Raw genomic sequence first — 13716 nt, forward strand, 5'->3', positions numbered from 1 at the left:
CCGCTCCCCACCCCCACGGGGAGCGGCGGCCGTGGTCGTTCCCGGGCTCCCGGGCGAGATCCCCCGGCACCGGCACGGCGGTGGGGGCGGCCTGAGGCCGCGTCAGGGGCGGAAGTCGGTGGCGTGGTCCTCCACCCACGTGGCGAACGTACGGGCCGGACGCCCCGTCAGCTCCTCGACGCCTCCCGCGAGCGCGCCCGGCTTGCCGTCGGAGGACTTCCAGAAGGCGAGCAGCGCGTCGGCGAAGTGCCCGGGCAGATAGGGGCCCACGGCCTCCTTCCAGGCCTCGGGCGAGACGGGGTTGACGGTCACGGGCACGCCCGTGCCGCGCGAGATCTGCTCGGCCTGGTCGAGGAAGGACAAGGCCTCCGGGCCGCTGAGGGTGTACGCGCCGCCCTGGCGCGCGGGGTCGGTGAGGACGGTGAACGCCGCCTCGGCCAGGTCCAGTTCGTGGATGGGATCGGAGTACGCGCCGGGGTAGGGCAGGTCCACCGTGCCGGTGGCCTTGATGGCGCGGGACCAGCCCAGCGCGTTGGTGGCGAAGACGCCCGGCCGCAGGAACGTCGCGGTGACCGGCCCCGCGGCCAGGGCCTGCTCGGCCTCCAGGTGCGGGCGGGCGACGGGGTGCGTGGCGGCGTCGGAGTAGTGCACGGAGCTCGATGACAGCAGCACGATGTGCCGGACGCCGGCGTCCGCGGCCGCCCGGGCGAAGGCGGCGGCGTGCGAGGGCTCCGCGTACAGGAACACGGACGTGACGCCCTCGAGCGCCGCGGGGAAGGTCTCCGGCTCGTCGAGCGCGAGGCGCGGCGAAGCGACGCCGTCCGGCAGTGTGAGCTCGCCGGGGGTGCGGGAGGCGGCCCGGACGGCGTGGCCCCGGGTGTGCAGGAGGTCGACGAGTGCGCGGCCGACGCGGCCGCGGCTGCCGGTGACGAGGGTGGTCATGTCCTCGGGTGCCCTTCTGGGAAACGCAGGCGGTGCAGGGAATGCACGGCGTGCAAGGAGTACGTAAAATGCCCGCGAGACGCACATTGCGTCGCACAATCATTGTGGTGCGCAGACATTGCGTCGCGCAAGCAATTTCCCGGAAGAGCGGAGCGGGCCGGTGCCGAAGCGTGCGGAGCTGGTGGATCGGATCAAGGAAGAGAGCCGCCGGCACTACGCCGCCTGGACGCTCTTGAACCAGACCATGGCCGACCACCTCGGACTCCACCCCACCGACCTGCAGTGCCTCAGCCTGCTCGCCATGGAGCGCGAGCCGCTGAGCACCGGCGAGGTCGCCCGGCTCGCGGGCCTCACCCCCGGCTCGGCCACCCGCCTCGTGGACCGGCTGGAGAAGGCAGGCCTCGTGGAGCGCCACGCCGACCCCGGCGACCGCCGCCGCGCCCTGGTGGCCCTGGCCCCCGCGGCGCAGAGCCGTATCAGCGCGGCCTGGGACGTGCCGGGCGGCGCCTTCATGGCGGTCCTCGACGGCTACGGGGACGAGGAGCTCGCCGTCATCGGCGACTACCTGCGCAAGGGCGCGGAGGTCGGCCGCACTCAGGCCGAACGCCTGCGGGCGGCCGGCCGGGCCGGGGAGAGCACGCCCCCCGCCGCTGCTTCTTCGTAACGCCGCACCACCACCGCCACCACCTCCGGCGCCGCCCCCAGCACGTCCGCCAGGACGTCCGCGCCGCCCTCCGCCGCTCCCCGCGCGATGCGGTCCGGCAGCCGGCCGGGTGCGAGGACGTACGGGGCGACCGCCACCCGGCGGGCCCCCTCGGCGCGCAGGGCCCGCACGGCGTCCGCCACGTGCGGCGGGGAGGCGGAGGCGAACGCGGGCCGCACGGCGCACCAACCGGTACGCCGCCACTCCCGCGCGATGTCTGCGATCACCGCGTTCGCCTCCGGGTCGGAGGAGCCCGCCGAGGCCAGGACGACCCCGGTCGGGCGCCGGTCGCCGAGCGGCAGACCGGCTTGCCGCAGCCGCCGCTCCAGGGCGGCCGTCAGCAGGGGAGCGGGCCCCAGCACCTGAGCCTGCGTCACGCGCAGGCCCGGCAGCCCCGCCGTCGCCGCCCGCAGCACGGCCGGGATGTCGGCCTTGGCGTGGAAGGCGCGGGTCAGCAGCAGGGGCACGGCGACGACGTCGCGCACCCCCTGCGCGGCCAGCCGCTCCAGCACCCGCGGCACGCTCGGCACGCAGAAATCGAGGAAGCCCACCTCGACCCGGAGCCCGGGCCGCGCCGCGGCCACCCGCGCGCGCAGCTCCAGGACGGTGGCCGCATGGCGCGGGTCGCGGCTGCCGTGGGCGACGAGGAGCAGGGACGCCGCGGTCATCGGTTCGCCGCGGCCAGTCCGCGCGTCCGCAGCACCCGGCGCTCCAGCGGGCTGAAGACGGCCAGGTCGATGGCGATGCCGACGAAGAGGATGAGGAGGATGCCGAGGAGCACCCCCGGCATGTCGGAGTCGGTGCGCGCGTTCTCCAAGTACTGGCCGAGCCCGAGGCCGAGATCGGGGGAGGAGGCGATGAGCTCGGCGGCCATCAGGGACCGCCAGGAGAACGCCCAGCCCTGCTTGAGCCCCGCGATGTAGCCGGGGAGCGCGGCGGGCAGCAGGACGTGCCGGGCGCCGCGCAGCCCCGTGGCGCCCATGGTGCGGCCCGCCCGCAGGTACAGCGGCGGCACCTGGTCGATGCCGGACACCAGGCCGTTGGCGATGGAGGGCACCGCGCCCAGCAGGATCACCGCGTACATCGCCGCGTCGGTGATGCCCAGCCAGATCACCGCCGCGGGCACCCAGGCGACCGACGGCAGCGACTGCAGCCCGGACAGGACGGGGCCGAGCGCGGCCCGGACGAACTTCACGCGCGCGACGAGCAGGCCGAGCGGCGTGCCGAGGGCGAGCGCCGCGGCGAAGCCCAGCAGGCCGCGCGAGACGGACGTCCAGACGATGTCCAGGAGCGTGCCGCGCAGCCACAGCTCCTCCAGGTTGTGCCACACCGCGGACGGGTCGGGCAGCTTGTAGTCGTCGGTGACCTCCGCGACGACCAGCAGCTTCCAGACCGCGAGGACCAGGACGACGGCCGTCAGGGGCGGCAGCACCTTGTGGAGCAGCACCTGGGTGAAGGGGGCGCGCCGGACCTCCACCGCGTCCAGGGCGTCGAGCCCGGCCTCCAGGCCGGAGAGGTCGTGCGGGCTGCCGGAGGCGCTCCGGGCGCCCGTCTCAGTGCCGGCCATGGCGGCGGATCTCCCCACGCAGTTCTTCGGTGATCTCGACGGACAGGTCCGCAACCGCCGCGTCCTCGATGCGGCGGGGCTGGGGTATGTCTACGGCCCACTGCCGGGCCACCCGCCCCGGCCGCGAGGACAGCAGTACGACGCGCTCCGCGAGCCGTACCGCCTCACGGACGTTGTGGGTGACGAACAGCACCGACAGCGAGGTCTCGGACCAGATGCGGGTCAGCTCGTGGTGCAGGACGTCCCGGGTGATCGCGTCCAGCGCCGCGAACGGCTCGTCCATCAGCAGGACCTGGCTGTCCTGCGCCAGGGCGCGGGCGAGGGCGACGCGCTGCCGCATGCCGCCCGACAGCTCGTGCACCCGCTTGCCGTACGCGCCGGAGAGCCGTACGAGCTCCAGGAGCCGCTCCGCCTCCGGCCGCCGCTCCGCGCGCGCGACCCCGCGCAGCCGCAGCGCCAGCTCGATGTTGCGGCCCGCGGTGAGCCAGGGGAACAGCGCGTGCTCCTGGAACATCAGCGCCGGGCGGCCGCCGGGCACGTCGATGGTGCCGGCGGTCGGCCGGTCCAGGCCGGCCACCAGGTTCAGCAGCGTGGACTTGCCGCAGCCCGAGGCCCCCAGGAGGCACACGAACTCGCCCGGGCGCACCTCCAGAGAGATGTCGTCCAGCACGGGCTGGGCCGCGCCGGGCCGGCCGAAGGACTTGTGGACGTTCGCGATCCGGACCGCCGCGGGCTCGCGGCCCGCGATCTCGGCCGGGCCGGCCTTGTCGGTCGTCAGTGCCGGGGCCATCCGGTCACCTCCTGGGGATGGGGCGGGATACGACGGGCGGGCGGCTACTGCTTGCCGAGCTTCGCGGCGGTCACCGCGGGCCTGCCCTCGGCCTTGAGAACCTTGTTGAGCACGGTCAGGTCGTAGATCCCCGAAAGGTCCGGCTTCTCCAGCAGCCCGGCCCTGACGGCGTGTTCCGCTTCCGCTTCCAGCGACGCGGCCAGCGGGTCGTCGAGGACCTCTATGGACTTCCAGGCCGGGGCGATGATTTCGGCGGGCAGGCTCTTGCCGGAGAGCTTCTTCAGCGCCGCGTTCGCCGAGGCCTCGGCCTTCTCCGGGTTCGCCTTGATCCAGGCGTTGGTCCTCACCGAGCCGCGCAGCACGGCCTCGACCACGTCGGGGTGCGCGTCGAGGAACTTCTGCGACACGATCACATTGGTGATGACGAACTTCCCGTCCGGCCACAGCCCGGACTCGTCCAGGAGCACCTTGCCGCCCTCGGAGACCAGCTTCGAGGCGGTCGGCTCGGGCACCCACGCGCCGTCCACCGAGCCGGACTTGAAGGCGTCGGGAGTCACCTTGTTGTCCGTGCGGACGACCGAGACGTCGCCCTTGCCGCTCTGCGGGTCGACCTTCCAGCCCTTGCCCGCGATCCAGTGGAGGAACGCCACGTCCTGAGTGTTGCCCTTCTGCGGGGTGGCGATCCGCTTGCCCTTGACGTCGTCCGGGGAGGAGATCTTCTTCGGGTCGACGACCAGCTTCACGCCGCCCGACGCCGAGCCCGAGACGATGCGCAGGCTCTTGCCCTTGGACTTCACGTAGCCGTTGATCGCGGGCGACGGGCCGATCCAGCCGATGTCGATCGAGCCCGCGTTGAGCGCCTCGATCTCGGACGGACCCGCGTTGAACGTCGTCGAGCGGAGCTTGGTGCCGCCCAGCTCCTTCTGGAGCAGCCCCTCCTGCTCGCCGACCAGCGGCGTGGCGTGGGTGATGTTGGGGAAGTAGCCGATCCGGACGGTGCCGGCGGAGAGTTTCCTGCCCTGCGCGCCCTTCCCCTCGCCCGCCCCGGACCCGGCGGCGGAGGTGTCCCTCTGCGACCCGTAGCCGCAGGCGCCGAGGGCGCCGATCAGCAGGGGCAGGGCGGCGACGGCGGCGAGTGCGCGGCGGCGGACGGAGCGGGCGGCGGCGGGCACGGGGGGTCCTCTCGACGGGCCGGGGTAGGGCTAGGGGACGCCCGGCGCTTCGGCGGGGCGTAAGGGAAGTGACTGGTACGGGAAGAGGCGGGGCACTGACGCCGTCGGTACGGGCGTCAGCACGCACATCGGCCGATGCCGCCCGCCGAGCCGTTCGCGATCGCGGCCGTCATCTCAGAAATCCCATCCCTCGTCGTCGGACGGCTCCCCGGGCCCCGCCGCGAACGCCTCGCCCGCCATGCCGGCGGTCAGCGTCGTGCCGTCGCCGGGGTCGATGAGGAGGAAGGAGCCGGTGTGGCGGGAGGCGGCGTAGGGGTCGAGGGCGATCGGCTCGGCGGTGCGCAGCGTGACGCGCCCGATGTCGTTGGCCTCCAGGCGGCCCGGCGCGGGGTGCTGGGAGAGGTCGTCGAGGGTGAGACGGGAGGGGATGTCCTTGACGAGGGCCCGGACGGTGCGGGTGGTGTGCTTGAGCAGGACGCGGGCGCCGGGGAGCAGCGGCTGGTCGGCGAGGTGGCAGACGGTCGCCTCGACGTCCCGGGTGACCTGCGGCGCGCCGGCGGTGGGGGCGATGAGGTCGCCGCGGGAGACGTCGAGGTCGTCGGCGAGGCGCAGGGTCACCGACTGCGGCGCCCAGGCCACGTCGACGCTCTGGCCGAGCGCGTCGATGGCGGCGATCGTGCTCGTGCGCCCCGACGGCAGGACGGTGACCGGCTCGCCGACGCGCAGCACCCCGGAGGCGATCTGCCCCGCGTAGCCGCGGTAGTCGGGGTGCTCGGCCGTCTGAGGCCTGATCGTGTACTGGACAGGGAAGCGCGCGGGGTCGGCGGTGGGGTCGGTGACGACGGGCACCGTCTCCAGGTACTCCAGGACGGTGGGGCCGCCGTACCAGTCCATGTGCGCGGACGGCGCCACCACGTTGTCCCCGGCGAGCGCGGAGACCGGGATGGCGGTGACCTCGGGGACGCCCAGCCCGCTCGCGTAGGCGGTGAACTCCTCGGCGATGGCGGCGAAGACGGGCTCCGCGTAGCCGGCGAGGTCCATCTTGTTGACGGCGAGGACGACGTGCGGGACGCGCAGGAGCGCCGCGACGGCGGCGTGGCGGCGGGTCTGCTCGACGACGCCGTTGCGGGCGTCGACGAGGACGACGGCGGCCTGGGCGGTGGACGCCCCGGTGACCATGTTGCGCGTGTACTGCACGTGGCCGGGGGTGTCGGCGAGGATGAAGCGCCGCCGGGGCGTGGCGAAGTAGCGGTAGGCGACGTCGATGGTGATGCCCTGCTCGCGCTCGGCGCGCAGGCCGTCCGTCAGCAGCGCCAGGTCCGGGGCGCCGGCGCCGCGGCTGCGGGAGGCGTGCTCGACGGCCTCCAGCTGGTCGGCCAGGACGGACTTGGAGTCGTGCAGGAGGCGGCCGACCAGCGTGGACTTGCCGTCGTCGACGGATCCGGCGGTGGCGAAGCGCAGCAGCGAGGTCGCGGTCGTGGTCGTGTCGGTCACAGTGCTCATGGTTAGAAGTACCCCTCGCGTTTGCGGTCCTCCATGGCGGCTTCGGAGAGTCTGTCGTCGGCTCTGGTGGCGCCGCGTTCGGTGAGGCGGGAGGCGGTGATCTCGGTGATGACCTCTTCGACGGTGGTGGCGTGGGAGTCGACGGCGCCGGTGCAGGACATGTCGCCGACGGTGCGGTAGCGCACGGTGCGTATCCGGCTCTCCTCGCCGTCGCGGGGGCCGCCCCAGGCGCCGGGGGCGAGCCACATGCCGTTGCGGGCGAAGACCTCGCGTTCGTGGGCGAAGTAGATCGCGGGCAGTTCGATCTTCTCGCGGGCGATGTACTGCCAGACGTCGAGTTCGGTGAAGTTGGACAGGGGGAAGACGCGGACGTGCTCGCCGGGGGCGTGGCGGCCGTTGTAGAGCTGCCACAGTTCGGGGCGCTGGCGGCGGGGGTCCCAGCCGCCGAACTCGTCGCGCAGGGAGAACACGCGTTCCTTGGCGCGGGCTTTCTCCTCGTCGCGGCGGCCGCCGCCGAAGACGGCGTCGAAGCGGTGGCGGGTGATGGCGTCGAGGAGGGGGACGGTCTGCAGGGGGTTGCGGGTGCCGTCGGGGCGCTCGCGGACGCGTCCGGTGTCGATGGCCTCCTGGACGGAGGCGACGTGCAGGCGCAGTCCGTGCTCGGCGACGGTGCGGTCGCGGTAGGCGAGGACTTCGGGGAAGTTGTGGCCGGTGTCGACGTGCAGCAGGGCGAAGGGCAGGGGCGCGGGGGCGAAGGCCTTCAGTGCCAGGTGCAGCATGACGATGGAGTCCTTGCCGCCCGAGAACAGCAGCACCGGCCGCTCGAACTCCCCCGCCACCTCACGGAAGACGTGCACCGCCTCCGACTCCAGCACCTCCAGGTGGGGCAGGGCGAAGGGGCTTCCGGCGGCGCTCATGCCAGCCCCCGTCCCGCCAGCAGGGCGTGCAGCGCCCCTGCCGACTCCGCCACGCTCTGCTCGTGCGCCCCGATCCGCAGGTCCGGGTCGGCCGGAGCCTCGTAGGGGTCGTCGACCCCGGTCAGCCCGGAGATCTCGCCCGCCGCCTGCCGCGCGTACAGGCCCTTGACGTCCCGGACCGAGCACACCTCGACGGGTGTGGCCACGTGCACCTCCAGATAGCCCGTGCCCCGCTCCTGGTGGTGCTTGCGCACCGCCTCGCGGGAGTCCGCGTACGGTGCGATCACCGGGACGAGCACCTTCACGCCGTGCGCGGCGAGCAGCTGTGCGACGAAGCCGATCCGCCGCACGTTGGTGTCCCGGTCCTCCCGGGAGAAGCCCAGCCCGGCCGAGAGGAACTCGCGGATCTCGTCGCCGTCCAGCACCTCCACCCGGTGTCCCTCGTCGCGCAGCCGTCCGGCCAGCGCCCGGGCGATCGTGGTCTTGCCCGCGCTCGGCAGGCCGGTGAGCCAGATGGTGGCCCCGCTCATCCTTTGCTCCTGCTCCTGTGTCATCCGTGCAGCCCGCATTCGGTCTTGGCCGTTCCGGCCCAGCGCCCGGCGCGCGCGTCCTCGCCCGCGGCGATCCTGCGGGTGCAGGGCGCGCAGCCGACGGAGGCGTAGCCGTCCATCAGCAACGGGTTGGTGAGCACGCCGTGTCCGGCGACGTACGCGTTCACATCCTCCTGGGTCCAGCGGGCGATGGGGGAGACCTTCACCTTCCGCCGCCGCTCGTCCCAGCCGACGACGGGGGTGCCCGCGCGGGTGGGGGACTCGTCGCGGCGCAGCCCGGTCGCCCAGGCGTCGTACGCGGCGAGCCCGCGCTCCAGCGGCTCGACCTTGCGCAGCGCGCAGCACAGGTCGGGGTCGCGCTCGTGCAGCCGGGGTCCGTGGGCGGCGTCCTGTTCGGCGACGGTCGCGCGGGGCGTGAGGGTGATGACGTTGACGTCCATCACGGCGGCGACCGCGTCGCGGGTGCCGATGGTCTCCGGGAAGTGGTAGCCGGTGTCGAGGAAGACGACGTCGACGCCGGGCAGGGCGCGCGAGGCGAGGTGGGCGACGACCGCGTCCTCCATGGAGGAGGTGACGCAGAAGCGCTCCCCGAAGGTCTCGGCGGCCCAGCGCAGTATCTCCGGCGCCGGGGCCTCCTCCAGCTCGCGGCCCGCCCGTTCGGCGAGCGCCCGCAGGTCGGTGGCGGTCATGAGGTGCCGTCCCCTTCGCCGGGTACGGGCGCGGGGCCCCGGTGGCCCGGGGCCAGCAGCCCGAGGAACGACAGGCGGAACGCGCGGCTGCAGGCTGCGCATTCCCAGGCCCCGTGCCCCTCTTCGGACGGGCGCAGGTCCTCGTCGCCGCAGTAGGGGCAGTAGAAGGGGGCGGCGCGTCCGCTCATGACAGGTCCGCCTCACCGGCGCGCGCGACCCAGGCCGCGAACCGCTCGCCGTCCTCGCGCTGTTCGCCGAAGCGGGTCAGCACCCGCTCGATGTAGTCGGGCAGTTCCTCGGAGGTGACCTTCAGGCCGCGGACCTTGCGGCCGAAGCCGGCCTGCAGGCCCAGCGCGCCTCCCAGGTGCACCTGGAAGCCCTCGACCTGGTGGCCGTCCGCGTCCAGCACGAGCTGGCCCTTGAGGCCGATGTCCGCGGTCTGGATGCGGGCGCAGGCGTTGGGGCAGCCGTTGATGTTGATGGTGACCGGCTCCTCGAAGTCCGGCATCCGGCGCTCGAGTTCGTCGATCAGGGAGGCGCCGCGCGCCTTGGTCTCCACGATGGCGAGCTTGCAGAACTCGATGCCGGTGCAGGCCATCGTGCCGCGCCGGAAGGGGGAGGGCGTGACCTGGAAGCCCAGCGCCTCCAGCCCGGTGACGAGGGAGTCCACCTGCTCCCGCACCACGTCCAAGATGATCATCTTCTGCTCGACCGTGGTGTTGAGCCGGTCCGAGCCGTGGGCCGCCGCCAGTTCGGCGATCTTGGTGAGGGTGCTGCCGTCCACCCGGCCGACGCGCGGGGCGAAGCCCACGTAGAAGCGGCCGTCCTTCTGCTCGTGCACGCCTACGTGATCGCGCCAGCGATTGCTCGGATCGGCCGGCGGCGGCCCGTCGGCGAGCTTCCGCTGCAGGTACTCGTTCTCCAGGACGTCGCGGAAGCGCTCCGGGCCCCAGTCCGCCATCAGGAACTTCAGCCGGGCGCGGGTGCGCAGGCGCCGGTAGCCGTAGTCGCGGAAGATGCCGGCGACGCCGGCCCACACGTCCGGCACGTCCTCCAGCGGCACCCAGGCGCCGAGCCGCTCCCCGAGGCGGGGGTTGGTGGAGAGCCCGCCGCCGACCCAGACGTCGAAGCCGGGCCCGTGCTCGGGGTGGACGACGCCGACGAACGCGATGTCGTTGATCTCGTGGACCACGTCCTGCACCGGCGATCCGGAGACCGCCGACTTGAACTTCCGCGGCAGGTTGGAGAATTCCCTGCTGCCGATGTAGCGGCGCTCGATCTCCTCGATGGCGGGCGTGCCGTCGAGGATCTCGTCCGCGGCGATCCCGGCGACCGGCGAGCCGATGATCACGCGCGGGCAGTCGCCGCACGCCTCCGTCGTCGAGAGCCCGACGGCCTCCAGCTTCTCCCAGATGGCGGGCACGTCCTCGATGCGCACCCAGTGCAGCTGGATGTTCTGCCGGTCGGTGATGTCGGCCGTGCCGCGGGCGTAGGTCTGCGAGACCTCGCCGATGGCGCGCAGCTGGGCGACGGTGAGCCGGCCGCCGTCGATGCGGACCCGCATCATGAAGTACTCGTCGTCCAGCTCCTCCGGCTCCAGGATCGCGGTCTTGCCGCCGTCGATCCCCGGCTTGCGCTGGGTGTACAGCCCCCACCAGCGCATCCGTCCGCGCAGGTCGGCGGGGTCGATGGAGTCGAAGCCGGCCTTCGAGTAGATCGTCTCAATGCGTGTCCGCACATTGAGACCGTCGTCGTCCTTCTTGAACTGCTCGTTGCCGTTGAGCGGGGTGAAGTGGCCCACGGCCCACTGGCCCTCGCCGCGGTGGCGGCCGGCCTTGCGGCGGGACGTGGCGGCTGAGGGGGTGTGCGAGGTGGCAGCCATGGCGGTATGTCCTTCGGTGGCCTGCGGGTACGCCCACGGGTGCGCCCGGCACCTGCGTACGGGTACGGGTACAGGTGCGAGTACGGGTACGGGTACGGGTTACGTGTACCGGGACGGGTACGGGTGCGGGTGCTCACGGGGCGGCGCGGGTGCGCAAGGGGGACGCTCGTCCGCGGCATCGGGGACGGCGGGGGAGCGGGCGAAAGTCAGGAAACGGCAGTGCTGGTGCTGAGACGTCAGCCCGCCGGACAGATGGCGCTGGACACGCGGACGAGGTCGACGTGACGCCGACTCACCAAGACGATTCCAGCTCCGGACATGGGGGAAGCGTGGCACGGCGGGATCCGGCCAGTCCACCATTGTCCGTAATGTGGACGAACCCGTCCCGGGATACGGGACGGGTTCGCTCGGCGGCCTGTGCCGCCCGTGACGGGTGCGCTGCCTGTGCTCAGGCGTGGGCGCCCGGCCAGGGCCCGGGCGGTGCGGTCTCCGGCTGCTCCTCGGTCTTGGTCGCAAACAAACGGAAGCCGCGCTTCTCGTAGTTGGCCACCGCGTGCTCGCCGTCGAGGCTGCAGGTGTGCAGCCAGACCCGCTCGGTCGGCTCCAGGCCCTCCCAGCGGTCGGCCAGGTCCCAGGCCCGCGTGGTGCCGTACGACAGCAGGTGGCCGCCGATCCGGCGGCCGCGGAACGCCGCGATCAGCCCGAAGTAGACGATCTCGACCGTGCCCCCGGGCTGCGGATCCAGCTCGATGTAGCCCGCCGGCGTCCCGTGCTCGTAGGCCACCCAGGTCTCCACGCCGGGCCGCTCCAGGTGCGCGCGCCACTGCTCGTAGCTCCAGGGCAGCCGGTCGAGCCAGGTCACGTCGCCGCCGACGGCCGTGTAGAGGAACCGGCTGAACTCGGGCGAGGGCACCTCGGCGCGGACGATCCGGATGCCGGACGCGGCGTCCGGCACCTGGACGGGCACGAGGTCGGCGGGCGAGGTCTGTTCCAGGGACCAGGTGGTCACGGTGGTCGTACGGATACTCATACGCCCAGCGAACCACGGCGCGGGGGGCGGGTGGCGGCCGGGGGCCGCCATGGCCGGCGATCCCACGCACAGGGTGGCGCGCGGTGCGCCCACGTGTTTGATCCCGCCGCCGCGGCGCTCAGCCGTCGCGGTGGGGTCCGGCGGTGCCGGGCGGGCCTTGGGGGCGGTTCGGCACCGCCGGGAACCTTGGGAGGGGTTGATCGCCGTTGCGGCGGAAGTGGGTTGGCGCCGAGCGTGCGGCGCTGTGGGGCGTGGGTCGCGGCTGCGATCCGGTCGAGGCCGCAGCTTTTTCCCGCCGCCGCGGCGCTGAGCCGTCGCGGTGGGGTCCGGCGGTGCCGGGCGGGCCTCGGGTCGGCTCGGCACCGCCGGGTGCCTCGTGGGGGCTGATCGCCGTCGCGGCGGGAGTGGGTTGCCGCGGCTTTCGATCCTGGAGCGGCTCTTTCTCTTGCTGCCGCGGTACCGCCCGGTGCCGTGGGTGCGGGGCCGCGTCAGGCCGTCCCGCCTGGGAGGTCTGTGCGGTCCGTCAGGACTACCGGGGCCGTTGACGACGGCAGGAGGTCTTCGCCCCGTGGTGGGGTCAGCAGGTGGACGTCGACGCCGTCCGCGAAGCGGTACGGGCGGTGGCTGAGCACGCCCCCCAAGGTGCGGCGCATGCGCGACATCTCCGCGCGGACCGTGACCGTCCGGGAGGCGTCGCCGAACAGGTCCGCCGCGAGCTCCGCGGCGGAGCGGCCCCCGGGGTGCCGCGCCAGCACGTACAGCAGCTCGGCGTGGCGCGGGCTGAGCTCCTGCGACCACTCGCCGGCGGCGCCCGCGACCGTGACCGTCCAGCGGCGCGGGCCGCGCACGTCGAGCACGACGCGGTTGGGCACGAGCTCGGTGCGCGGCGCCTCCTCCACCTGCACCAGCCAGCCGTCCGGCAGGGGCGCGAGCGAGCACGGACCGAGCGAGGGCAGCCACGCCCGCCCCGCCTGCACCGACTTGGGCAGGGCGACCCGGCCCACCGGCCCCATGCCGGTCACCGCCGCCGCCCAGCCGTCGCGGTCCACCACCAGAGCCCGCCCGCTCACCCGGGCCAGCATGGGGGCCGCGACCGCCCGCAGCCGCTCCACCGACTCCCAGTGCCGGGCCCGCAGCTCCCCCTCGCCCAGCTTCGCGACCGCCGTGACCAGCGGCAGCGTGGCGGGGTTGAACACCGGTGCCGGCCCGCTGACGTTCAGCACGCCCAGCAGCCGCCCGTCGCGCGGATCGTGCAGCGGGGCCGCCGCGCACGTCCACGCGTGGTGGGTGCGGACGAAGTGCTCGGCCGAGCGCACCTGCACCGGGCGCCGCTCGACGAGCGAGGTGCCGATGCCGTTGGTGCCCACGAGCTCCTCGGCCCAGGACGCCCCCACGTCGAAGCCGAGCCGGTCGGCGCTGCGCAGCACGCCGGGGTTCCCCTGCCGCCACAGCACCCGCCCCTCGGCGTCGGTGACGGCCATCAGGTGCCGCTCGATGTCGACCACCGACCCCAGGCCCTCGTGCAGCTGCCCGAGCAGCGCCGCCAGCGGCGAGCGCTGCCGCCGCTGCTCGACCTCGTCGGCCGGCAGCGGCGGGGACGAACCGCCCTTCTCCGGATCGACGCCCCGCAGCCGGACGCGGTGCCAGGACTGCCCGATGACCGGGCGCGGGGGCACGGGAGGCCGTGCGTCACCCAGGCAGGCCTCCCGGACGGCCGGCAGCAGGCGTTCGTCGGTGGTTCCGCGGTTCACGCTGCCATGGTGCCGTCCCGCGGGCCCGTCCGCCGGGGCATCCGCAGGATTGCAACTCCATGCAACCGTTGCGCGGGGGCGCGCCGCGGGCGGATGGTGTGGGAGAGCGGCCGGAGGGTGGTGCCGAGTCGGCGCAGCATCACCCTCCACCGGACGCCCGTCCGCCCCGTACCGTCTCGTCCGGCCCCGTGTCGCCCGTCTGTTCGGCGGGCGTGCGAG

The 13716-nt window shown here is 73.7% G+C and carries 15 protein-coding genes; 1 reads left to right on the forward strand and 14 read right to left on the reverse strand.

All coding sequences use genetic code 11. The features are described from left to right. Positions 1-102: 102 nt before the first annotated feature. Complete coding sequence (locus FGW37_RS25340) at positions 103-942, reverse strand: NAD(P)H-binding protein (RefSeq protein WP_179083155.1); 840 nt, start codon at positions 940-942, stop codon at positions 103-105. Positions 943-1102: 160 nt separating this feature from the next. Between FGW37_RS25340 and FGW37_RS25345 the strand changes: the two genes are divergently transcribed. Beyond that, on the forward strand, positions 1103-1606 hold the full coding sequence (locus FGW37_RS25345) for a MarR family winged helix-turn-helix transcriptional regulator (RefSeq protein WP_246430549.1): 504 nt from the start codon (positions 1103-1105) through the stop codon (positions 1604-1606). On the opposite strand, the gene FGW37_RS25350 is transcribed toward FGW37_RS25345, so the two are convergent. The 13 genes from FGW37_RS25350 to FGW37_RS25405 all read right to left on the reverse strand — a co-directional run bounded on the left by FGW37_RS25350 (position 1537) and on the right by FGW37_RS25405 (position 13497). Then, the gene (locus FGW37_RS25350) at positions 1537-2313 is read right to left on the reverse strand and encodes a sirohydrochlorin chelatase (RefSeq protein WP_179083156.1); all 777 of its coding nucleotides are present in this window, start codon (positions 2311-2313) and stop codon (positions 1537-1539) included. The two genes, FGW37_RS25345 and FGW37_RS25350, sit on opposite strands and share 70 nt — an antisense overlap. Continuing rightward, positions 2310-3212 (reverse strand): ABC transporter permease, encoded by a 903-nt coding sequence (locus FGW37_RS25355; protein WP_179083157.1) that lies wholly within the window; start codon positions 3210-3212, stop codon positions 2310-2312. Before FGW37_RS25355 ends, FGW37_RS25350 begins: the two co-directional genes overlap by 4 nt. Beyond that, positions 3199-4002, reverse strand: a complete 804-nt coding sequence (locus tag FGW37_RS25360) for an ABC transporter ATP-binding protein (RefSeq protein ID WP_179083158.1) — start codon at positions 4000-4002, stop codon at positions 3199-3201. Before FGW37_RS25360 ends, FGW37_RS25355 begins: the two co-directional genes overlap by 14 nt. Positions 4003-4046: 44 nt before the next feature. Next, the gene (locus FGW37_RS25365) at positions 4047-5174 is read right to left on the reverse strand and encodes an aliphatic sulfonate ABC transporter substrate-binding protein (RefSeq protein WP_179083159.1); all 1128 of its coding nucleotides are present in this window, start codon (positions 5172-5174) and stop codon (positions 4047-4049) included. A gap of 174 nt (positions 5175-5348) precedes the next feature. Then, a complete protein-coding gene (locus tag FGW37_RS25370; protein ID WP_179083160.1) occupies positions 5349-6677 on the reverse strand; it encodes a sulfate adenylyltransferase subunit 1 in 1329 nt (442 codons plus the stop codon). A 2-nt stretch (positions 6678-6679) separates the two neighbouring features. Beyond that, on the reverse strand, positions 6680-7594 hold the full coding sequence (gene cysD, locus FGW37_RS25375; protein WP_179083161.1) for a sulfate adenylyltransferase subunit CysD: 915 nt from the start codon (positions 7592-7594) through the stop codon (positions 6680-6682). Then, a complete protein-coding gene (cysC, locus tag FGW37_RS25380) occupies positions 7591-8124 on the reverse strand; it encodes an adenylyl-sulfate kinase (RefSeq protein WP_246430550.1) in 534 nt (177 codons plus the stop codon). Before cysC ends, cysD begins: the two co-directional genes overlap by 4 nt. Positions 8125-8144: 20 nt before the next feature. Further along, complete coding sequence (locus FGW37_RS25385) at positions 8145-8834, reverse strand: phosphoadenylyl-sulfate reductase (RefSeq protein WP_179083163.1); 690 nt, start codon at positions 8832-8834, stop codon at positions 8145-8147. Next, positions 8831-9022: a hypothetical protein gene (locus tag FGW37_RS25390; RefSeq protein WP_179083164.1), complete on the reverse strand. Its 192-nt coding sequence runs from the start codon at positions 9020-9022 to the stop codon at positions 8831-8833. Before FGW37_RS25390 ends, FGW37_RS25385 begins: the two co-directional genes overlap by 4 nt. Beyond that, positions 9019-10716, reverse strand: a complete 1698-nt coding sequence (locus FGW37_RS25395; RefSeq protein ID WP_179083165.1) for a nitrite/sulfite reductase — start codon at positions 10714-10716, stop codon at positions 9019-9021. The genes FGW37_RS25390 and FGW37_RS25395 overlap by 4 nt, the downstream gene beginning before the upstream one ends. 236 nt (positions 10717-10952) lie before the next feature. Next, positions 10953-11036: a putative leader peptide gene (locus tag FGW37_RS34205; RefSeq protein WP_353620284.1), complete on the reverse strand. Its 84-nt coding sequence runs from the start codon at positions 11034-11036 to the stop codon at positions 10953-10955. A 128-nt stretch (positions 11037-11164) separates the two neighbouring features. Continuing rightward, positions 11165-11746 carry a GNAT family N-acetyltransferase gene (locus FGW37_RS25400; protein WP_425506590.1) on the reverse strand — a complete coding sequence of 194 codons (582 nt, stop codon included), beginning with the start codon at positions 11744-11746 and terminating at the stop codon, positions 11165-11167. A 488-nt stretch (positions 11747-12234) separates the two neighbouring features. Then, positions 12235-13497: a helix-turn-helix domain-containing protein gene (locus FGW37_RS25405; RefSeq protein WP_179083166.1), complete on the reverse strand. Its 1263-nt coding sequence runs from the start codon at positions 13495-13497 to the stop codon at positions 12235-12237. Positions 13498-13716 lie beyond the last annotated feature (219 nt).

It is taken from the genome of Streptomyces rectiverticillatus (assembly GCF_013394065.1).
Classification (GTDB): Bacteria; Actinomycetota; Actinomycetes; order Streptomycetales; family Streptomycetaceae; genus Streptomyces; species Streptomyces rectiverticillatus.

Bases quoted from the DNA above. Each gene is read 5' to 3' on its own strand.
- FGW37_RS25340 (WP_179083155.1), bottom strand. From the start codon at position 942: ATGACCACCCTCGTCACCGGCAGCCGCGGCCGCGTCGGCCGCGCACTC.
- FGW37_RS25350 (WP_179083156.1), bottom strand. From the start codon at position 2,313: ATGACCGCGGCGTCCCTGCTCCTCGTCGCCCACGGCAGCCGCGACCCG.
- FGW37_RS25355 (WP_179083157.1), bottom strand. From the start codon at position 3,212: ATGGCCGGCACTGAGACGGGCGCCCGGAGCGCCTCCGGCAGCCCGCAC.
- FGW37_RS25360 (WP_179083158.1), bottom strand. From the start codon at position 4,002: ATGGCCCCGGCACTGACGACCGACAAGGCCGGCCCGGCCGAGATCGCG.
- FGW37_RS25370 (WP_179083160.1), bottom strand. From the start codon at position 6,677: ATGAGCACTGTGACCGACACGACCACGACCGCGACCTCGCTGCTGCGC.
- cysD (WP_179083161.1), bottom strand. From the start codon at position 7,594: ATGAGCGCCGCCGGAAGCCCCTTCGCCCTGCCCCACCTGGAGGTGCTG.
- cysC (WP_246430550.1), bottom strand. From the start codon at position 8,124: ATGAGCGGGGCCACCATCTGGCTCACCGGCCTGCCGAGCGCGGGCAAG.
- FGW37_RS25385 (WP_179083163.1), bottom strand. From the start codon at position 8,834: ATGACCGCCACCGACCTGCGGGCGCTCGCCGAACGGGCGGGCCGCGAG.
- FGW37_RS25390 (WP_179083164.1), bottom strand. From the start codon at position 9,022: ATGAGCGGACGCGCCGCCCCCTTCTACTGCCCCTACTGCGGCGACGAG.
- FGW37_RS25395 (WP_179083165.1), bottom strand. From the start codon at position 10,716: ATGGCTGCCACCTCGCACACCCCCTCAGCCGCCACGTCCCGCCGCAAG.
- FGW37_RS34205 (WP_353620284.1), bottom strand. From the start codon at position 11,036: ATGTCCGGAGCTGGAATCGTCTTGGTGAGTCGGCGTCACGTCGACCTC.
- FGW37_RS25400 (WP_425506590.1), bottom strand. From the start codon at position 11,746: ATGAGTATCCGTACGACCACCGTGACCACCTGGTCCCTGGAACAGACC.